Below are 21507 nucleotides of genomic sequence, written 5' to 3' on the forward strand. Positions count from 1 at the left end.
CTTAATTTCATAATAAAAGCACCCCGAAAGTTAGATTTTCTATCTAACTTTTGGGGTGCACTTCATGCCTATAGCGGGTTTTCTTTTTTATTCATGGAATAATTAAATTTAGGTATTGACAGCGCTTTAAAAAATGAGTACAATGAACTCGAAACAAAAGTTAATGTACGTAACATTTGTAAAGGAGGAAATGTTGTCGTGGAAAATGTGAAGTTGCTGGAATGTAAAAATATCTGTAAATCGTTCGGCGATAACCATGTATTAAAGGGGATTAATATTAGTCTTTCTTCTGGTGAGGTTTCCGCTATTATTGGAGGCAACGGGGCGGGGAAAAGTACGCTCATGAAGATTATTATGGGAATCTACAAATCTGACCAAGGGGAAATTATTCTCAATCAGGTGCCTCATAAGAACTTAACACCGGCTGTTGCTTTAAATAGTGGAATTTATCTGGTGCCTCAGGAACCAATGCTCTTTAAGAATATGTCTGTTTTAGAGAATATTCTAATTGGATTACCAGGAGATGCTAGCGAACAAAAGCTCAAGCTCCTCAAACTTATAGAAAAGTTAAAATGGAGTATTAATCTAGAACGTAGAGCTGATACGCTAACGATTGCGGAACAACAATTGGTTGAAATCTTAAAAGGCTTGATTAGAAATCCTAAAGTTTTGATTCTTGATGAGCCAACAAGTTCTTTAACGTTTAATGAAACAGAGACATTATTTGAACTAATTGAGCAATTAAAAAAAGATGGGGTGGGTATCCTCTATATTACCCACCGATTAACAGAAGTGTTTCAAATTGCAACTGATATTATTATCATGCGTGATGGAATAATTAGTCTTTCTGGGAAAACTCAAGACTTTACTAATGATATGTTAATCCAGGCGCTATTACCGGATGGAGCAAATGTTGATGATTTGAAGAATAATAAGGGTGGACGTGTAATTGATCGTACGGTAGATCCAATTCTTGATGTTGAAAACTTTTCTGGAAACGGATTCAAGGATGTGTCGTTTAAAGTCTATCCGGGAGAAATACTTGGTCTTGCCGGAGTAGTTGGTGCTGGCAGAACAGAATTAGCCGAAACTATATTTGGTAAGGATGAGGTTCTTGGTGGGAAAGTTGTTCTAAGTAATATTGATATTACAGGTAGGTCTACTAGTGAGGTAATCAATCTAGGTCTAAATTATGTTCCAGAAGATCGTTTTAAACATGGAATCTTTAAAATCAGTGATTTAGGTATGAATATTACAGGCGCGTCACTTCAATCTGTTGGTAAGTATTTTGTTAATCGCAAACGCGAAGAAGAAATGTATGAATACTTTAAAAAATCTTTCAAAATTAAATCGATGGATATTAGTGATGAAATTGGAAGCTTGTCTGGTGGAAACCAACAAAAAGTGGTTATTGCAAAAGCAATCGCTTCAATGCCTAAGTTACTTATTCTAGACGAACCAACACGTGGGATTGATGCTGGAGCTCGTGGGGATGTTTATCGTATTATTCAAGAACTTAAAGAACGTGGCCTTGCCATCTTAATGATTTCCTCAGACATGGAAGAAATTGTACAACTCTCAGATAGAGCTGTAACCATGTATCATGGAAGATTAAATGCAGAATTTGTAGGTGAGGACATCAATCAAGGGAATTTGATGAGCGCCTCATTTGGAGTTGTAAAAGGAGAGAAAGTTTCATGAAGAATTTACTGAAACAAAGGGAGATTGTATCAATCTTATTTATAATCGGCCTTTTTATTATTGTAGGTTTATTTAATCCTCAATTTCTTGCCGTAGAAAATGTTTTTCAAATTGTAAATAACAGTGCAGTTTATGCGATGGTCGCAATTGGAATGTGTTTCGTTCTTTTTACCGGGGAAATCGATGTTTCGATCGGTGCAACTGTTGGATTTACTGCAGCAGTTACAGGAAAAATGCTAAATGGAGGTGCGTCTATTCTTTCTGTTTTTGCAGTTGCAATTCTGGTAGGAGTAGTTATTGGAATCATTAATGCTATCGGAATCGTATTATTTAAAATCCCTTCAATTATCATGACTTTGGGGATGATGGGAATTATCCGTGGTTTCCAATACATTTACACGAATGGGCAATGGTTACAAGATTTTCCAAATGAATTTCTAAATATCTCTCAAGAAACAATAGGTGGAACTATTGGAATCATTTTTGCAAGCGCTCTTATTGTAGCTAGTCTCTTGTATATTTTTACTAAGAAAACTATGGTTGGAAAAAGCTTTAAAGCAGTCGGTGATAATATCGATGGAGCTCGTCTTATTGGGATTCCAGTAGAACGAATTAAATTTTTGAGCTATATCATTTGTGGAAGCTTTGCCGCACTAGGAGGTGTCCTCTATGCGAGTCGAATTGGATTTGTAACTCCAACCGATGGTACAGGATATGAGATGACAGCTATTGCAGCGTGCGTAATTGGTGGTATTGCATTAGAAGGGGGACAAGGTTCTACGTTTGGAGCGATTATTGGTTCAATCCTTATGACATCAATTAGTAGTATCTTAGTATTCTTAAATTTCCCTTCTACATTCAACAATACGATTACAGGTGGTATTTTAATCGCGATTGTAGTTATTGGGGCTATTTCAAACCATCGCTCTCAAGAAAATATTCGTAAAGAAAGACTACGTGTCAGAGTCGAGCAAGGAGGAGAATAAGATGGAAAAGAAGAGATCAGTGTTAGCAGGATTTAAATGGCGCTGGGAATATTTCTTGGTCATTTTATTAATCGCCGAGTTTATTATCTTTGGTGGTCTAAACCCACGATTTTTGAATCCATTTATCTTAATGAATTCTATTAATAACTTTATTCCAGTATGTATTGTTTCTCTTTTTGTTACTTATGTAATCATCACGGGTGGAATGGATATTCAGGCTGGTTCCATAATGGGATTAACTTCGATCTGTGTAGGTGTTCTATGGCAAAAGATGGGTGTCAATATTTGGTTAGCGGTATTGCTAGGAATTCTTGTTGGAGCCCTTTGTGGATTAATTAGTGGCATGTTAATTGCCTATGCAAAAGTGCAACCGATGGTAATCACGTTAGGGGGTTCGTTCCTATATTCAGGATTAGCACTTGTTGTTCCGGCACTAGCAGGAGTCGTTGCTTATCAAGGGATTACGAATTTCCCTCCTGAATTTCAAGAAATTGCAGCAGGAAGCATAGCAGGAATACCGAATCAGGTAATTATCTTCCTTGTCTTATTAGTAATTTCATTTGTCATCTTACATCTCACAAAATATGGACGTAAGATTTTCCTTATTGGGGTAAACCGTAATACTGCAGAGTATTCCGGGATTAAAACAGCTCGCCTTGTCATGAGTACGTATGTACTTTCGGGGATTGCGGCTTCTATTGCGGGGATTCTCTTAACTTCTTATCTTGGAACTGCAAAACCTGACTTTGGAGCAGACTTAACTTTACCAATTATTACCGCAGTAGTATTAGGTGGGACTTCTATCTATGGTGGTAAAGGAAATGTAATCGGAACAGGGCTGGCAGCTTTAATTATCGGTTTTATGAAATTTGGATTAACATTAATTGGTATAAACGCACAATATCAAGATATTCCAGTTGGAATTCTACTGATTATATCATTAATCATTAACTTTATGATTAATTCTAATGTATTTCAAAATCTAAAAAGAAAGAAATAAGGAGGAAGGCTAGAGATGAATAGTTCATAAGTAAGTGATTGTTGTATTGTCGTAGCAATTTAATTGAATGCAAAGGAGAATTAATATGAATTTCAAAAAAATATTATCTTATGGAGTTTTAGTTGGTGCCACTGCTTTTGTATTAGGTGCATGTGGAGGGAACTCTCAAAGCAGTAGTTCAAATTCGAATGCGAGCACACAAGCTACAAATAATGGTGGTAAAGTAGTTTTCGTCCCTAAAGTAACAGGAAATTCATTCTTTGAATCAGGAAACTTAGGTGCTCAAGAAATGGCAAAAAAAGAAGGATTTACTGTGGATTACAATGGTAATGCAGTTGCATCTGTTGCAAATCAAGTAACAATTATTAATAATGCTGTTCAAACAGGAGCAGGATCAATCGCAATCTCTTCAGTGGATCCAACCGGTTTAGATAATGCATTAAAACAGGCCCAAAAAGCAGGGTTAAAAGTAGTAACATGGGATTCAGATGTGTCACCAGATGCGCGTTCATTAATGGTATCTCAAGGGACGCCAGAACAATTAGGTGAAATGCTTGTTAAGATGAGTGCTGATGCACTAGAAAAACGTGGTAAAGATCCTAAGAAAGATAAAATTAAATATGCTTGGCATTATTCATCTTCTACAGTACAAGACCAAAACTCATGGCAAAAAGTAGGGGAAGAATATATCAAGAAAAACTATCCAAATTGGGTGAATGTAAATGATTCTAACTATTACAGTAATCAAGATGCACAACAAGCGTTAAACGTTGGTCAATCAATTTTAGCGGCTCATAAAGATATTGACCTTATTATCTGTAATGACTCAACAGCTTTACCTGGTCAATTACAAGCTGTACAAAATGCGAAATTAACTAAAAAGGATATCACGGTTACTGGTTTTTCAACTCCAAACTCTATCAAGAAATATGCTAAAGACGATATCATTGAAGAGTGGGGATTATGGGATGTAAAAGTACAAGGTGCTTTAGCAGTATATTTAGCAAATTACTTAGCTTCAGGTAACCAAGTTAAAGTTGGAGATAAAATTAATGTTCCTGGTATTGGTGAAGTAGAAGTTCAAAACAACTCTATTTTAGATAAAAACTATAAAGATTCACCAGAAAGTGGGGTTGTATTGTTACCAGAACGTACAGTCTTTACTAAAGAAAATATGGATAAATATGATTTCTAGGAGGAAAAATAATGGCAGATTTAGATGGATTAAAAGTATCAAAAGAATATTATGTGGATCAACCTGTTAAAACTTTGGATCAATTCTTTGTTAAAGGTGCGCACAATCTAGATTATGGGATGAAAAAACATTTAGCAAATATTTTCAATCCAAAGAGTGGAAATACGGTAATGTTTGCTTTTGATCATGGATACTTTATGGGATCAACAGCGGGACTAGAACGTTTGGATATTATTATTCCAAAGATTGCACCAGAGGTCGACTGCTTAATGGGCACTCGTGGTGCATTAAGAACTAGTGTGGACCCAACTTGGAGAAAATCAACGGCTTTACGTGTTACATCTGGGTCGTCAATGTTAAATGATGATTTAAGTCATGAAATTTTGGCTGTAGATATGGAAGAAGCAATTCGCTTAAACGCCGACTGCTTAGCAGTTCAAACATTTATCGGTGCGGACGGACAATTATCAAGTTTGGATAACCTATCAAGAGCAGTAAACCTTGGTAATAAATATAGTATCCCTACAATGGGGGTTGTTGCAGTAGGTAAAGATATGGAACGTACAGATCGATTCTTCAAACTTGCAACACGTATTGTAGCAGAACTTGGAGCTAATTTAGTTAAATCATATTACTGTGATAATTTTGAAGAGGTAGTTGCTGCGTGTCCGGTACCAATTGTCGTTGCTGGAGGTAAAAAATTACCTGAAAAAGAAGCATTAGAGTTAGCTTATAAAGCTATTCAAGGAGGAGCAAAAGGTTTGGATATGGGTCGTAACATTTTCCAAAGTATGCATCAAACAGAAATGGCTAAGAGTATTGCAAAAATTGTTCATGAAAAATATACGGACAAAGAAGCATTTGAATACTATACAGATTTAATTAATCGATAATCTGAAAATCTCGTTATGAAAGGATTAGGGAAGATGAGTGTTATTTCCCTAATTCTTTCGGTTAGTGTATACTTTATTCAGTTAAGATTTTCGTAAAGAGGGTAAATAAAATGGATTTTTCTGAAAAAGATAAACGTTATAAAGATTCATTACTTTATAAAGTTGCATGGCTCTATTATATTGATGGTTTGACTCAAAAAGAGATTGCAGATCGTCTTTCTGTCAGTCGAATTAAAATCATAAAAATGTTAGAAGAGTCCCGTCAAAAGAAAATTGTTCGTTTCCACTTTTCGACAGTCTATCGGGATAAAAACAAGATTGAACAACAGTTAATAGAAAAATACAATTTAAAAGATGTCTTTGTTGTGCCATGGAGTAGCAATGAGAACTTAGCAGAAGATTTAGGACAAGCTACGGCCATGTATCTGAATGATTTAATTAAGGATGATGCCTTTGTGGGAGTTGGATATGGTGAAACAATGGGCGCATTTCTAAGGCATTTGTCAGGGTTAACAGATAAGAACTTATCAGTGGTATCTATGACAGGTGGTGTAATGCCATATATTAGACAAATTGGAAATGGAATCATTGATATTAAACACTATTTAATTCCTGCTCCATTAGTTGTAGGTAGTAAAGAATTAACGGAAGCAATTTTGAAAGAAAAATCGGTAAACGATATTGTCGAAATGACGGAAAAAATTAACGTTGTTGTCTCTAGTTTAGGTGGAATGAAAGAAGATTCTACTATTATAAAATCTGGCCTTCTAACTGAAGATAAGTTTAATATTCTGAAAAACAAAGGTGCAGTAGGTGATATGTTAATGCACTTTATTGATGAAGATGGAAACTTAGTGGACGATGAAATTGAAGATCGAATTATTAGTACAAAACTAGAAAAAATTAAAAACAACGATTATATCATTGTTGCAGCCGGTGGAGATACAAAACTTCCAATTATTCATACTGCAATTACACACGGTTTTGTCAATGTATTAATTACAGATGAAAACACAGCAGAGCTTCTATTAGGAGACTGCCCATGGAAGAAAGAAGAGAATACTTATTAGCGCTCGATGGAGGCACAGGGAGTTTTAGAGCTATTTTATTCCAAAAAGACGGTGTGCAAAAGGCCATTGAGCAAATTGAATGGGAACATCCTGTATATGATGAATACCCAGGAAGTGTAGGCTTTGATTTTGAAAAAAACTGGGAGATTATCCAGTGCTGTATTCGAAATCTAATAGAAAAAAATAATATTACTCCTGAAGATATTAAAGGAATCTCAACGGATTCAATGAGAGAAGGGTTCATTCTTTATGATGAAAATCAAAAGGAATTAATTGGTTTTTCTAACATCGATGCTAGAGCCAAAGAAGAAGTGATTTCATTAAAGAGGGAACATCCTACATTAGAAATGGAAATCTATCTTGAAACGGGTGAAACATTTGCATTGAGTGCAGTTCCACGTTTACTTTGGGTTCAAAAAAACAAGCCTGAACTTTACCAAAAGGCTAAATATATGAATATGATAAACGATTGGATTGTATTCAAATTAACTGGAAAAATCGTTTCTGAACCAAGTAATTCTTCTACTAGCGGATTATTTGACCTAGCTAAACGCGAATGGTTACCGGAAGTAGCGAAGAAATGTGGATTAAAGGATGATATATTCCCGCCTGTCTATGAAAGTGGGGTTCCAGTAGGAAATGTAAGTGCAGAAGCTGCTCGTCAAACAGGCCTTTCAGAATCAACTATCGTAGTTTGCGGTGGTGGAGACTCTCAACTAGGTTGTATTGGGGTTGGATCCATTAAACCAAATCAAGCTGCCCTTTTTGGCGGAAGTTTTTGGCAATATGAATTTAATACCGATAAGCCTTATGTGGATGACAGAGGTAGAATTCGAGTGAATTGCCATTCAGTTCCTTCTGTGTGGCAACAAGAAGCAATTGCTTGGAGTTCAGGTCTTGTGATGAGATGGTTTAGGGATGCATTTTTAGACTTAGATGTGGAACTAGCTAAACAATTAGGAACTTCTGTGTATGCGCTCATGGATCAAAAGGCGAAAGAAATTCCAATTGGATGTTATGGAATGCATTCGATTTTTGCGGATGTGATGAACTTTAGAAATTTGAAGCATGCAAGCCCAACTTTTATAAACTTTTCAATTGACCCTTTAAAATTTAATAAAGCAACCTTTTATAAGTCCATTATGGAAAATGCGGGTTTGATTACATTAGGTCACTTGAAAATGGTTGAAGAAATTACTGGAAATAAACCAGATGAAATTTTCTTCGCGGGTGGCTCTGCTTATAGTGAGTTGTGGTCACAAACGATTGCAGATATTTTAGGTATCCGAGTGATTACTCCTAAAGAAAAAGAAGCGACAGCTCTAGGTGCGGCGTTTCTAGCTGGGATTGGTAGTGGCGTATACGATAATTTAGAAGAAACAACCCAATATATTCAAATTGACAAAGTTTTCGAACCAGATATGGATCATCATCGTAAATATTTAGAGATTTTCAATGATTGGCAAGTGCTTTATAAAGAGGTGCTAAATATTTCAGATAAGGGGTTAACAGAGTATATGTGGATTGCCCCAGGTTCTGAATAGTGAAGGAGTGATTGTATGTTTGTATTAGATGAAAAAGAAAAAGATTACCGTTTTGGTGATAGCGGGCCAAAATACTTAATGAAAGGACCACGTTCTAATTTCGCAGTAGTAAGATTTAATCCGGGACAAGATTTTCCAGCGCATTATCATGAAATCATGGAAGAAAATTTCTATGTTCTTGAAGGGAAAATTGATATTTATGTTGATGATGCAAAAGTCACTTTGTCTAAAGGAGAGTTTATTCATATTGAACCTAATGAAGTTCATTACGTAAAAAATCCTTATGATGAACCGATTGTCATGGTATCGACATTGGCACCTTTCCAAGAAGTAGATAAGATTGAAACACCTGATTTCAAGCCTGAAGATTAAAATAGAGCCCCCTGATGAGTGAATCACAGGGGGTATTGTCATTATCATTTTTAATTTTTATAGAAATGAAAGGAGATTTGTATGACATACCCAGATTATATTTATGAACTCTGCCATGTGACATATGACATGTGGAATAAGGGGTGGGATGAATACAATGGTGGCAATGTAAGTTATCGCCTCACAAAAGAGGAAGCGAGTTCCATTGAAGCAGATTTTGCAGGAACCTCGTACACTTATTACGCTGAAAATAGAAAAGAAGTGGAAGTTCTAGATGTCCCAGAACATATTCAAGGAGAATATCTTTTAATTACTGCTTCGGGAAGTCACTTTAGAACATTGTGTTTACAACCTCATGTGGACACAGGAATCATTCAATTGACTCCAAAAGGATACCAAGTAGTAGCAGGATTCGTGACAGGAAAACGCCCAACCAGTGAAATCTTCATGCACGTACTAGCTCATGCAGCAAGACTCAAAGTGGATACCAATCATCGCGTAGTCATTCATAATCATGCAACAAATATTGTTATATACTCATTATTAGATGAAGTAACGAGTGAATCATTAACTCTTGATTTATGGTCAGTGTTAACAGAATCTATCGTAGTGTTCCATGATGGAATTGCTGTATTACCTTGGGAAGTTCCCGGAACTAAGTTAATCGGAGAGGATACAGCTCGTGAACTGGAAACCCATCGTCTTGTAGTGTGGTCAAAACACGGAGTCCTTTCAACAGGTAGAAATTACCAAGATGGCTTTGGATTAATCGAAACAGCGGATAAAGCTGCTCACATTGCGCTAGAATTAAAACGTGTTAGTGGAAAGAGCCTCTATGAAAATAACGTACTTTCGAAATCAGACTTGAAAAAAGTGTGTGATGTTTTAGGTGTGGAAGGCAAGTACTTAAATGATGAAACTATAATCAGTCAATCATAAATAAAACGAAAACCAGAATTGCCAAAAACTGGTCGCTATTCATTCCTTTTAGGTGCAATAAGATTTTTCTTATTGCATCTTTTTTTTTGAAAAAATCAAAAAAAGTTTTTATCGACTCGATTTGTGAAATTGAGAGTTTTTAGATGAGATTTAATTCTGATTTATACCTATTTTAAGGCGTTTTAGAATCGTGCAACCATTATCAACTTTGTGAAACGAGTCGAAAAACCCTTTTAAAAACAAGAGTTTACGTGTTAACACGTTAACTTTTACTTGAAACTGGTTTCGTTTAGTGTTAGACTGAACGCGAGAGCGCTACCAAAGGAGAAAAAAGATTTGGTAGTAAAAAGCTTTTATGAATCAATTAAGGAGGAGAACTATGGAAACGAGATATACACACAGTCCAGAGGATATCAGACATTATTCTACGGAGCAATTAAGAAAGGAATTCTTAGTTGAGAAAGTATTCGAACCAAATCAAGTGAAGTTGACGTACACTCATAACGACCGCATGATTTTTGGTGGGGTAATGCCAGTTGAAGGAAAATTAACGATTGAATTATCAACAGAGTTAGGAGTGGACTACTTCCTACAAAGACGTGAAATGGGTGTCATTAATATTGGAGGTCCTGGTGTTATTGAAATTGATGGTGTTTCAGAAAATATGGTGAAACAAGATGGATATTACATCGGGAAAGAAACAAAAGAAATTGCTTTCTCAAGTGTTTCTGCTGAAGACCCAGCAAAATTCTACGTTGTGTCTGTTCCAGCCCATCATAAATATCCAAATAAAAAATTAAGCATTGAAAAAATTGTTCCACTTTGCATGGGTGAATCCAATACATTAAATCAAAGAAAGATTTATCAATATGTTCATCCAAATCAATGCGAAAGCTGCCAATTACAATTAGGCTACACAGTGCTCGAACCAGGTAGCTCTTGGAATACAATGCCATGTCATACTCATGAACGTCGTATGGAGACTTATTTATACTTTGATATGGAACCTGATACAAGAGTCTTCCACTTCATGGGAACACCACAAGAAACAAAACACTTAGTGGTTGGAAACGAAGAAGCATGTATTTCACCAAGTTGGTCTATTCACTCAGGTGTGGGAACCTCAAACTACACATTCATCTGGGGAATGGCAGGAGAAAACATTACCTATACCGATATGGATATGGTTCCAATGCAAGAACTTAAATAGTGAGGAGTAAGTAAAATGACAAATGACATGTTTTCATTAAAAGGAAAAGTTGCACTTGTAACAGGTGCAGTATACGGAATCGGGTTTGCGATTGCACAAGCATTAGCGAGTGCTGGTGCCACTATCGTATTTAATGACAGAAATGAAAGTGGAGTAGAAAAAGGGCTAGCAAACTATGCGGAAAAAGGCATTAAAGCTTACGGATATGTTTGTGATGTTACGGATGAACCTGGTGTTCAAGAAATGGTGAAAAAAATCGAAGCAGAAGTAGGCGTGATTGATATCTTAGTCAACAATGCTGGAATCATCAAACGAATTCCAATGCATGAAATGGCGGCTGAAGATTTCCGTCAAGTCATCGATGTGGACTTAAATGCGCCATTTATCGTATCAAAAGCCGTTATTCCTTCAATGATTAAAAAAGGTGGCGGTAAAATCATTAACATCTGTTCAATGATGAGTGAATTAGGACGTGAAACCGTTTCAGCTTATGCAGCGGCTAAAGGCGGATTGAAGATGTTAACACGTAACATCGCATCAGAATATGGATGCTACAATATTCAATGTAATGGAATTGGGCCTGGTTATATTGCGACACCGCAAACAGCTCCTCTTCGTGAAATTCAACCGGATGGAGAAAGACATCCATTTGATAAATTTATTATCGCAAAAACACCAGCAGAAAGATGGGGAGAAGCAGAAGACTTGAAAGGTCCGGCCATCTTCCTTGCAAGTAGTGCAAGTGACTTTGTAAATGGTCATATCCTTTATGTGGATGGTGGTATTTTAGCGTACATCGGTAAACAACCTTAATCCTAAACGCCCCTTCCCGTAGAAGGGGTGTTTATTCTGTTTACTTGAGGAAATTATTTTGATATGATGGCTTTAAAATAAAAGGACGGAAGTGTTTGTGCATGCTACCAAAGTATGAAATTATAAAACAAAACATTTTAAAAGAGATTGACGAAGGCAAATTTAAACCCGGATCTAAAATTTATTCTGAAGGTGATTTAAAAAAAATCTATCAGGTTAGTAATACAACAGTCGTTAAAGCATTAAATGATTTAGTGGCAGAAGGCTACTTGATTCGAAGACAAGGAGAAGGGACCTTCGTTCGTAAAAACATGTTGCATCGAAAAGTTAGTTTTAGTGAAAAACTAACAAAGAAATTCAATCCACAAAAGAATTCGGAACGAGTAGAGACTTCGATACAAATCTGTGAAGATAAACGCGTTTTAAGTCAATTTGAAGGGAAAGGTCCTTTATATGAAATCGTTCAAAGAGCGATGATTGATGATAGTTTATGGAAAATTCAAAAGCGTTTTGTTCAAACAACCTTATTAAGTGAAGAGGCGGTTCGTCATATTTCAGATGGTGGAAGTGTTTCTAAAGAGTTGGGTATTGAAAACAACTTAGTGAATATGCCTATGAGTATGACGATTGAATTTAAGACATTGGATATCCCTGAAACAGACGAGCTCCAAACCAATTCGGTAGTGATTGTAAAGAAAACAATCTTTAACAATACAACCAAAGAAGTGATTGAATACTCAGAAAGCTTTATCCATCCTGATTTTTATGAAGTTAATTTGATTGCTGAATAAAATAAGAATCCTCCTAATGTGGGGGATTCTTATTTTTTTTAATTTTTATTAAATAAACCGTTTACAAATTCTAAAAGGAGTGGTAGAATTCATTTATAGGGTTAACACGTTAAGTTAAAAACGGAAGGATGGTCATGATGAAAAAAGTTTGGTCGAGCTGTTTAGTTTTAGCTTTTGCTTTGGTTTCGTCTCTGGGTGTCTCTCAGGGGAATCCTGTATATGCTGAGGATCATAAGGAAACTCAGACAGAACAAACAGTCAATCTTGTGAAGAATGGAACGTTTGATGCGACCCTCGATACAGGGGAGAAATGGACTGGTAAATCGGCAGTTGATTGGAATACTCCTTGGATTGCTAAAGGGGAGAAAGGAAAGTATAAAATTCAAATTACAGATGAATCGAACCTTTTAATGGAAGCTGAATCTGAAATGAGAGCGGTAGTAGGACAAGATATTCCAGTTGAACCGAATCAAAAGTATACTTTTTCAGTGAGAATCAAAACGGAAAAATTAGACTCTAAAATTGGGGCTAGAGTTCGCATTATGTCTTATGACAGTAATAACAAACAGCTTTCACCACTTTGGTATAGCAAGAGCTTAGTCGGAGATAATGATTGGACGACAATTACGCAGGAGTTTGTTGCAGGAAGTGAAGCGACAAAAATCCGAGTGGAGTTATTCTTTGAAACAGGAAAAGGGAAAGTTCAATTCGATGATGTGAGCTTAACCAAAAAAGAAGAGAAGAAAGAGACTCAACCGCAACAGACAAAAGAGATTACTTTTGATGAATCTGTAACGCTAACGACTGATAAACGATGGATACTCGATTCAAAATATACGTATAAGATTAAGGATACTTCTGTTGCTACCATTGAAAACGGAGCAATTGTTCCTAAAAAGGCTGGAAGTACTGAATTAGTTGTAAGCGCTCCAGACAGCAAAGATAAAGTAGTTCCACTGAAAGTGCTTGAACCAAATGCAACCTATGAGAACTTGTTAAAAAAATGGGATGCCATGATTTCAGGGAATGACTTTTACTCTACAGAGAGTAGTTATATGAAAGAAATCTTTAGCGTTAATGAAAAAGAAGTAGAAGGATATCTATCTAGTTTCTTAGCAAATGATGAAAAGAAAATTTGGGATGCAGTTGGGGATTATTCTAAATCAGCCAATTTAACGAAGACGTATAGACGCGTGGAACAAATTGCGAAGTCGGTTACGAATAAAAACTCAAAATACTATAACGACGACAAAGTTATTCAAGTGGTCAAACATAGCATGAAATTAATGTATGACCATTACTACAATGAAAATACTGAGTCTAAAGGAAATTGGTGGGATTATGAAATTGGAGTTCCTCGTGCCATCAATAATATCCTAACGATTATGAATCGTTATTTCAGTAAAGAAGAAATTGCGAAATACTTAAAACCAGTGAGCAAGATGGTTCCAGACCCATCTAAAATCATGGTCAGCCAAAACCGTGGTAAAACAGCTGTAGGTGGGAACCTTTCAGATTTAGGGAAAGTTAAAATCATTGAAGCGCTCCTTCTTGAAGATGACGCGAAATTAGAACGCTCAATTCAAGCCGTAAGTAATGTATTAGCATTAGTTTCTGAGGGCGAAGGTTTCCACTACGATGGTTCTTATGTAGATCATACAAATATTGCTTATACAGGGGCATACGGCAATGTATTAATTGATGGATTTTCTCAATTACTCCCCGTTATTCAAGCAAGTCCTTATAAGATTAGTCAAGATAAATTAAACGTTCTTTATCACTGGATTCATCAAGGATTCTTACCTTTGATTTATAAGGGTGGATTGATGGATATGACAAGAGGTCGCTCACTCAGCAGGAAAGTACAAAATGATCACTATGCTGCAGTGGAAGTTCTAAGAGGTATTTTAAGAATTGCAGAAGCAAGTGATCAACAAGAAAAAGCGAAACTTCAAGGGTTAGTAAAAGACATCGTTTCTTCCGATAATTTCTACGATACCTTTAAATCGTTGAAGTCTTTCTATGATGTTCATCTCTTTGAAAGTCTAATGTCTAATCAGATGGTAGAGGCGACTCCAAGAGATACGTATCTCAAACTCTATCAAGCGATGGACAAAGTGGCTTACTACAATAAAGAACGTGAATTTGCTTTCGGAATTAGCATGTACTCGAACAAGATTCAAAACTACGAATTCATGAATAAAGAAAATGCAAAAGGTTGGTATACAAGTGATGGTGCCTCTTATCTATACAATGATGATTTAAGTCATTATAGTGACGATTATTGGGCAACAGTCGATTCATACAAACTAGCTGGGATTACTGAAACGAATGAGGCTAGGGTAAAAGGCTCTGGAATGACCACAATGGATCATTCATTCGTTGGAAGTACAGCTCTAGGAAATAAATACGGAACGGTTGCGATGGATTTCCAAAACTGGAACAAGACACTCACTGCTAAAAAATCTTGGTTCATTTTAGGAGATCGAATCGTATTCCTTGGTTCAGATATTAAGAATAGTACGGACAATGAAGCATATACAGTAGTCGATAATCGTAAAGTTCAAAGAGAATCAAGAAATCGCAGTGCTTCGAAGAATGATTATAGTGTGGTTGCAGACGGAAAAGAAGTTCCTGTTTCAGACGCTGATACCAAAATGCAAGTGAAAGATTTACTCTTAAAATCTCAAAATACGCAAATGAATATTGGATATAAATTCTTAGAACCAACTACTGTTAATGTGAAAAAAGAAAACCGTAAAGGAACTTGGAAGGATATTAATGAAGGACAAAGTGATGAAGAAGTAGAAAATAGCTTTATTTCAATTGTTCAACCACATGACGCTACGAATAATAAATATGCGTATGTCCTCTATCCAAATCGTTCAGCTAAAGAATTTGAAGAGGAAAAGAACAAAGACGACATCCAGGTTGTAGAAAATTCTGAAAAAACGCAAGCAGTCTTTGATAAGACGAATCAAATTTACGGAGTCGTTAAATATGATGACACTGAGTTGACATTAGAAGATGGCCTCGTATTGAAAGAAAAAGGAATTTATACCATTAAGAAAGAGGGCAATAAACTAGATATTGCCTTCTTAAATCCAGAAGATCCTTCAGCAGGCCTACCTGCACTAAGTACAGACAAATACGAATTACAAAACTCAACAGAACCTACTGTTGAAAACAAGATTAGATATTACACGTATTTAGTGAAAAAACAAACAGAAGAAACTACTCAGGAACAAACACAAGAGCAAACACAACAAAGTTCAAGTGAATCAACTACTGAAATTAGAAACACAGAAGATTCAAAAGACTCCAATACAACAAAAGAAGAGACTTTACCTGCCACAGGGGCTAAGAATTTTGAAGTGTATACGTTACTTGGAATTTTATTATTAACAATTTCACTTATTTTTTCAAAAAAACGTTTACAAAAATAAAAAAATAGGGTACAATGAACTTAACGAGTTAACGTGTTAAGTTGCCTTATAGAGAGGTGCAAGAATGATTGATAAAAATATCGAACCTTTGAAAGCGTATCAATCGAATGAGTCGGAGGTCTTAACTCCAGCTTTAGTAGATGAAGCGATCAAAGTTTGTTTAAAAAAAATTGATAGTAACTTAGAGCAGTTGGGGGAACAATACCCAACGCCAGCAACATTCGATAATGACTATAAAGCGATGGAAAATATCGAATGGACCAATGGTTTTTGGACAGGAATGTTGTGGCTTGCTTATGAATTTACTGGGGAAGAAAAATATAAAGTAGCTGCTGAGAAGAATGTGGAGTCCTTCATTGATCGAATTGAACGATTAATCGAAGTTAATCACCACGACTTAGGCTTCCTATATACGCCTTCTTGTGTCAGCGCTTATAAGCTTACAGGAAATGAGAAAGCAAAAGAAGCGGCCATTAAAGCTGCAGACCAACTCGCTTCAAGATATCAAGAAAAAGGAAACTTCATTCAAGCTTGGGGAGAATTAGGAGCACGTGATAACTACCGCTTAATCGTGGATTGCTTATTAAATATTCCTCTTCTATTCTGGGCAAGTAATGAAACTGGAGATAGCCACTATCAAGAAATGGCCAAAGCTCACTTCAAGACAACCTTGAAAAACGCTATTCGTCAAGATGCTTCAGCTTTCCATACTTTCTACTTTGATCCAGAAACTGGAGAGCCTGCATACGGAAAAACAAGACAAGGGTATTCAGATGACTCTGCATGGGCAAGAGGGCAGGCATGGTTAATATATGGAATTGCACTTTGCAATGCGTATGCTCCAGCAGAAACTAATGTTGAATATTTCCAAGCGGTAACAAACTACTTCTTAAACCGTGTACCAGAAGATTTTGTATGTTATTGGGACTTAATCTTTGATGATACTTCAGGTCAACCAAGAGATACTTCTGCAGCTGCCATTGCAGTTTGCGGTATCCAACAAATGGCTAAAGAGCTTCCAAATAATGAAACGGTAAAAGAGTATGAAAAATGGGCAGACAGAATTCTATATAACTTAATCACCAAATATACGGATAAGAAAGGATCTACTATCGTTGCCTTATTAAATGAAGGAGTATATTCATGGCATTCAGGGAAGGGGGTTAACGAAGGAAATATTTGGGGTGATTACTTCTATCTAGAAGCGCTTATGCGTAAAAAGAAAGACTGGGAAATGTACTGGTAAAAAAGAAAAGAAAGGAATGAAAACATGGAAAACAAACCAAACATTCAAATGGTCAGAATTGACGAAAGACTTATCCATGGTCAAGGACAATTATGGATTAAGAGTTTAGGAGTTAACTTAGCCATTTGTGCAAATGATGCAGTGTCAACGGATGAATTACAACAAACATTAATGACAACTGTATTGCCAAAAGAAGTGAATGTACGTTTTTGGACAATCCAAAGAACTGCTGAAATTATTTGGAAAGCTGCCCCACACCAAACAATTTTTGTAGTTGTTTCAAGTCCTGCGGATGCACTTCGCTTATGTGAACTAGGATTTCCTATGGAAAATGTGAATGTAGGTAACATTCATGCAGCTCCTGGAAAGGATAAAGTGTCACAATTCATTTATCTAGGAGAAGAAGATAAACAAGCACTTCGAACAATGAAAGAAAAATACAATGTTCAATTCAATACAAAAACTTCTCCGGTTACAAATGACGGAGCACAAACTTTAGAAAAATTATTAGAAATGATTAGTTGAAAAGAGGGAGAACAATGGAAATTTCATTAATTCAAGGTATTTTGATTGGTCTAGTAACAGCATTCTGTTATTCAGGGATGTTACTAGGAATTTATACAAACAGAGCAATTGTTATGGCGTTTTTTGTAGGGTTAATTTTAGGAGATATTCCTACAGCATTAACATTCGGAGCTTTAGCTGAATTAGCTTATATGGGATTCGGAGTAGGTGCTGGTGGTACTGTTCCACCTAACCCAGTAGGACCTGGTATCGTAGGTACGATCATGGTAATTACATTAAAAGATCAAGGGATTACACCTGAAAATGCATTAGCACTTTCATTCCCATTTGCGGTATTATTCCAATTCGTAACAACATTCTTATACACATTCTTCGCTGGTAATCCAAAAATGGCTGAAAAAGCGATTGAAAATGGTCACTTTGGTAAGTTTAAACTAATCGCACACTCAACTTATATCGGTTTAGCTGTTGCTGGTTTCATTATTGGTATCTTATCTGCACTAAGCCGTCCAGCATTAGAAGCATTTGTTAATGCTTTACCAAAATGGTTGATTAGTGGTTTCGGTGTAGCTGGGGGATTAATTCCTGCAATCGGGTTTGCAATGATTTTATCTGTAATGTTGAAGAAAGAATTAACTCCATACGTAATCCTAGGTTATATCTGCGTGGCTTACTTAGAATTACCAACAATGGCTGTAGCATTAGTTGGTTCAGTATTTGCATTAATTGCTTACTACCAAAATTCTAATAAACAAGAAGTAGTTGTGGGAACAGTTCAAACTAGCGAAGTGGAGGATTTTAGCAATGGAATCTAAACAAAATAAATTAACGAAACGTGATTATTTTAGAACATCATTAAGATCATACATCTTACAAAATGCATTCAACTATAATACTTATCAAGGGGTCAGCTACTTAAACGTTATCTTACCTGGCTTAAAGAAGATTTATAAAGATGATCCAGAAAAATTAAAAGAAACTGCTAAAGCAAACTTGGAGTTCTATAACACAAGTCCACATTTAGTACCGTTTATTTCTAACTTGCAATTAGCGATGTACGAAGATGGTCAAAGTATTGATTCTGTACGTAGTATTAAAATGGCTCTTATGGGTCCTTTAGCAGGGATTGGAGATTCTATCGCACAATTCGGTTTAGCGCCATTGTTCTCTACAATCTTTGCAGGTTTAGCTCTTGATGGTTTAGGATTTGCTCCAATGGGATATTGGTTAGCAATGTTATTGAGTATGTTTGCAATCAAAGTATTCATGGGCTATCTTGGATACCGTTTAGGAACAAACGCTATTAAAACTTTAAGTAGCCAAATTAGTAAAATTTCTGAAGCAGCCAATATTGTAGGGGTAACAGTTATCTCTGCATTAGCAGCCTCATTTGTAAAAGCTAAAATTGCCATTCAATATGCCACAACTGTAAGTTCTGGTGAAGAGCAAATTGTTTCTATTCAAAAAATCTTAGATAAAATGATGCCAAGATTATTACCAGTATTAATTACAGTGTTGGTATTCTATCTATTGAAGAAGAAAAAATGGAACACTTATCAATTATTAATCCTATTATTCGCAATTGGTATCTTAGCTTCAGTTCTTGGAATTTTAGCATAAGGTGATGGGATGTTTACGAATCTAGAAACATATCAATCTAGATTCTGGTTAAAAGAAGAAAGTCTAAAAAAAATAGGGAAAAGTTCAAGTGGGTTTCTGCTTGAACTTTTTTCTAGAGTAGATGCTTTAGTTGACCAGGATTTAGTCTACTATGATCATCAAATGGATATGGAAACGTGTTTTGAGAAATATTCATTTCATGAGTTTAAATGGCACCAAACGCCAAACGGAGATATGGAATGGGTGTTCATGTTAAACCGACAAGGATATCTTGTTGATTTAGCGGTAGCATCCTATCTAACAAAAGATGAAAAGTACTTGAAAAAGTGGAAGGAAATCGTTTTTGATTTTATTTTGGAAAATGAAGAAGAGATTTCTCACCCGGAAGCTTCATGGAGAGTTTTGGATGCTGGCATTCGTTTGATGAATTGGGTGAAAAGTTTAACCTATCTTCCTCTATCAGAGTTTAGTGAAGTAGAAAGAAAGCAAATTCAGGAAGCGATGATCTTGCATGCCAATTATATTTGTACTCATTTACAAGAAAAGCATCTTCTAAGTAATTGGGGAGTGCTTGCAGTCAGTGGTGTTCTTTCTTTCGTATATTTCTCAAATGAACAACCTGATCTGTATTTGTGGGCAAAAGAAACGCTTCTAAATCAAGCATCTCTTCAGTTTACAAAGAAGGGACTTCATTGGGAACAAAGTCCACTGTATCATCATCAAGTCTTAATGTGTTTTGCATATTTATATCAGATTGCTTGTTATATGGGATATGAGGATCAACACCTTTGGAAGAACGTTTTGATAGAACCCATTCGTGCGAGTTATTATTTATCGAATTCTAATCATATGCTTTTAGCGTTAAATGACAGTGATACGGTTGATTTTTCTTGGGTTCATTCCTATTATCATTTGTTGGGGTTTGAGAGTGAATGTCCAGAGTATACAATGGGGGTTTTATATTCAGGGAGAGCGTTTGATAAAAAACATAAAGTGAATTTCGACGAATGGTTTTATGATGAAGTAGGCGGATTAGCGGTTGTAAAAGGTTCAGATATATACTTCAGTTTGTTTTGTGGCCTTCATGGAAGTTCTCATGCTCATGCATCCCACGGAGCAATCAGTCTAGAAATGGATGAAGTCCATTTTGTAACGCATCCAGGACGGTATACTTATACGGAATGTGAAAATCGAGTTCGCTTTAAATCTGAAAGAATGCATAATACGGTCCTCGTAAAAGGGGGGCATTATCCTTCTATCGAAAGCTCATGGGGATATTATTGGATAGCCAAACCTTTATCAATGCAAATGAAAAAGGAAGGCGATCTCTATTATTTTGAAGCACAATGGAGTATTCCGATGAAAGATAATGAAACTTCCAATAGAGCTTTTATTAGTCGAAAAATGATTTTGGATACGCAAGCTAAACTTTCATTGGTGATTGATGAAGAAGAAAGTGGACATGCTTTAGCCCAAAACTTTATCATCCCAACAAAATATTCGAATAAAGTTTACTCTAGATTTTGGACGAATGGAGAGATGGTTACAGAGGCTATCCAATATTCTAAACGATACAATTCGTTGGATGAAGGCATTCAATTAAAAATCAGAAATAAAAAAGATCCCATTTTTTTATGAGACCTTTTTTGCTCCCCTGCCAAGGAACACAATTTTACATTATTTTTTATATATTGTCAACCATTCAAAAAAATTTTTTAGTTTTTCACAACTTTATATTTCACTTTAACTCTTTTTCCAAAAAATGCCATTCCAATATGTACAATTTCTTTTACTCCACATTCCTTTAATAAAACAGGATATTTTTTATTTTCAATTTGACTCAATGCTTCTTCTGCTCTTTCTTCAAGCTCTTCTTCAGTTTTAGCCACTTTAAATTCAAATATATATCCAACATCTCTTTTATTTATCGGATTTAAAGCTAAATCATTTCTTCCATAGCCAGTTTCATTATTTGATAAAACTGTGTACTCATTATCAAGATACAACATCATTCCTAAAATAAAAGTATGATACGGTTTTTCTATTTTAGAAGTGTCATGATAACTCATTGACACTAAAAATATTTCATTTAAAAGTTTTTCAAATCTGTCAAACTCAAAATTTTTAAACGCTTTTATCATTTCTCTGAATATGCT

19 protein-coding genes are annotated in these 21507 nt (G+C 35.8%); 18 read left to right on the forward strand and 1 reads right to left on the reverse strand.

Annotated features, from left to right (window positions below; translation table 11 throughout):
* The first annotated feature begins 198 nt into the window (after positions 1-198).
* From Q0594_RS07425 to Q0594_RS07510, 18 genes are all read left to right on the forward strand, one after another.
* Complete coding sequence (locus Q0594_RS07425; RefSeq protein WP_298730928.1) at positions 199-1701, forward strand: ATP-binding cassette domain-containing protein; 1503 nt, start codon at positions 199-201, stop codon at positions 1699-1701.
* The gene (locus Q0594_RS07430) at positions 1698-2687 is read left to right on the forward strand and encodes an ABC transporter permease (RefSeq protein ID WP_298730930.1); all 990 of its coding nucleotides are present in this window, start codon (positions 1698-1700) and stop codon (positions 2685-2687) included. Before Q0594_RS07425 ends, Q0594_RS07430 begins: the two co-directional genes overlap by 4 nt.
* 1 nt (position 2688) lies before the next feature.
* Positions 2689-3687: an autoinducer 2 import system permease LsrD gene (locus Q0594_RS07435; RefSeq protein WP_298730932.1), complete on the forward strand. Its 999-nt coding sequence runs from the start codon at positions 2689-2691 to the stop codon at positions 3685-3687.
* A gap of 85 nt (positions 3688-3772) precedes the next feature.
* Complete coding sequence (locus Q0594_RS07440) at positions 3773-4882, forward strand: substrate-binding domain-containing protein (RefSeq protein ID WP_298730934.1); 1110 nt, start codon at positions 3773-3775, stop codon at positions 4880-4882.
* Positions 4883-4893: 11 nt separating this feature from the next.
* Entirely contained in the window at positions 4894-5775 is an 882-nt protein-coding gene (lsrF, locus tag Q0594_RS07445) for a 3-hydroxy-5-phosphonooxypentane-2,4-dione thiolase (RefSeq protein ID WP_298730935.1), read from the forward strand.
* A gap of 110 nt (positions 5776-5885) precedes the next feature.
* Positions 5886-6845, forward strand: coding sequence for a sugar-binding transcriptional regulator (locus tag Q0594_RS07450; protein ID WP_298730937.1), 960 nt, complete (start codon positions 5886-5888; stop codon positions 6843-6845).
* Positions 6818-8389, forward strand: coding sequence for an autoinducer-2 kinase (gene lsrK, locus Q0594_RS07455; protein WP_298730938.1), 1572 nt, complete (start codon positions 6818-6820; stop codon positions 8387-8389). The genes Q0594_RS07450 and lsrK overlap by 28 nt, the downstream gene beginning before the upstream one ends.
* A 15-nt stretch (positions 8390-8404) precedes the next feature.
* Positions 8405-8761: a cupin domain-containing protein gene (locus Q0594_RS07460; protein WP_070437046.1), complete on the forward strand. Its 357-nt coding sequence runs from the start codon at positions 8405-8407 to the stop codon at positions 8759-8761.
* An 81-nt stretch (positions 8762-8842) separates the two neighbouring features.
* Complete coding sequence (rhaD, locus tag Q0594_RS07465) at positions 8843-9700, forward strand: rhamnulose-1-phosphate aldolase (RefSeq protein ID WP_298730941.1); 858 nt, start codon at positions 8843-8845, stop codon at positions 9698-9700.
* 379 nt (positions 9701-10079) lie between these two features.
* Entirely contained in the window at positions 10080-10910 is an 831-nt protein-coding gene (gene kduI, locus Q0594_RS07470; RefSeq protein ID WP_298730942.1) for a 5-dehydro-4-deoxy-D-glucuronate isomerase, read from the forward strand.
* 15 nt (positions 10911-10925) lie between these two features.
* Positions 10926-11723 carry a gluconate 5-dehydrogenase gene (locus tag Q0594_RS07475; RefSeq protein WP_298730943.1) on the forward strand — a complete coding sequence of 266 codons (798 nt, stop codon included), beginning with the start codon at positions 10926-10928 and terminating at the stop codon, positions 11721-11723.
* A gap of 101 nt (positions 11724-11824) precedes the next feature.
* Entirely contained in the window at positions 11825-12514 is a 690-nt protein-coding gene (locus tag Q0594_RS07480) for a GntR family transcriptional regulator (RefSeq protein ID WP_298730944.1), read from the forward strand.
* Positions 12515-12651: 137 nt separating this feature from the next.
* Positions 12652-15960, forward strand: coding sequence for a polysaccharide lyase family 8 super-sandwich domain-containing protein (locus Q0594_RS07485; protein ID WP_298730945.1), 3309 nt, complete (start codon positions 12652-12654; stop codon positions 15958-15960).
* Between the two features lie 64 nt (positions 15961-16024).
* Positions 16025-17206 carry a glycoside hydrolase family 88 protein gene (locus tag Q0594_RS07490; RefSeq protein WP_298730946.1) on the forward strand — a complete coding sequence of 394 codons (1182 nt, stop codon included), beginning with the start codon at positions 16025-16027 and terminating at the stop codon, positions 17204-17206.
* Between the two features lie 24 nt (positions 17207-17230).
* The gene (locus Q0594_RS07495) at positions 17231-17731 is read left to right on the forward strand and encodes a PTS sugar transporter subunit IIB (RefSeq protein WP_259948625.1); all 501 of its coding nucleotides are present in this window, start codon (positions 17231-17233) and stop codon (positions 17729-17731) included.
* Between the two features lie 14 nt (positions 17732-17745).
* Positions 17746-18546 carry a PTS mannose/fructose/sorbose/N-acetylgalactosamine transporter subunit IIC gene (locus Q0594_RS07500; protein WP_298730947.1) on the forward strand — a complete coding sequence of 267 codons (801 nt, stop codon included), beginning with the start codon at positions 17746-17748 and terminating at the stop codon, positions 18544-18546.
* On the forward strand, positions 18536-19351 hold the full coding sequence (locus Q0594_RS07505; RefSeq protein ID WP_259948622.1) for a PTS system mannose/fructose/sorbose family transporter subunit IID: 816 nt from the start codon (positions 18536-18538) through the stop codon (positions 19349-19351). Before Q0594_RS07500 ends, Q0594_RS07505 begins: the two co-directional genes overlap by 11 nt.
* Before the next feature lie 9 nt (positions 19352-19360).
* Entirely contained in the window at positions 19361-20989 is a 1629-nt protein-coding gene (locus tag Q0594_RS07510; RefSeq protein ID WP_298730948.1) for a heparinase II/III family protein, read from the forward strand.
* Between the two features lie 77 nt (positions 20990-21066).
* Here Q0594_RS07510 and Q0594_RS07515 read toward each other — a convergent pair.
* Positions 21067-21507 (reverse strand): PD-(D/E)XK nuclease domain-containing protein (locus Q0594_RS07515; protein WP_298730949.1); only part of this gene is annotated, 441 nt, incomplete at its 5' end.

Origin of the sequence: uncultured Granulicatella sp. (genome assembly GCF_938030755.1) — a bacterium.
Lineage (GTDB): Bacteria > Bacillota > Bacilli > Lactobacillales > Aerococcaceae > Granulicatella.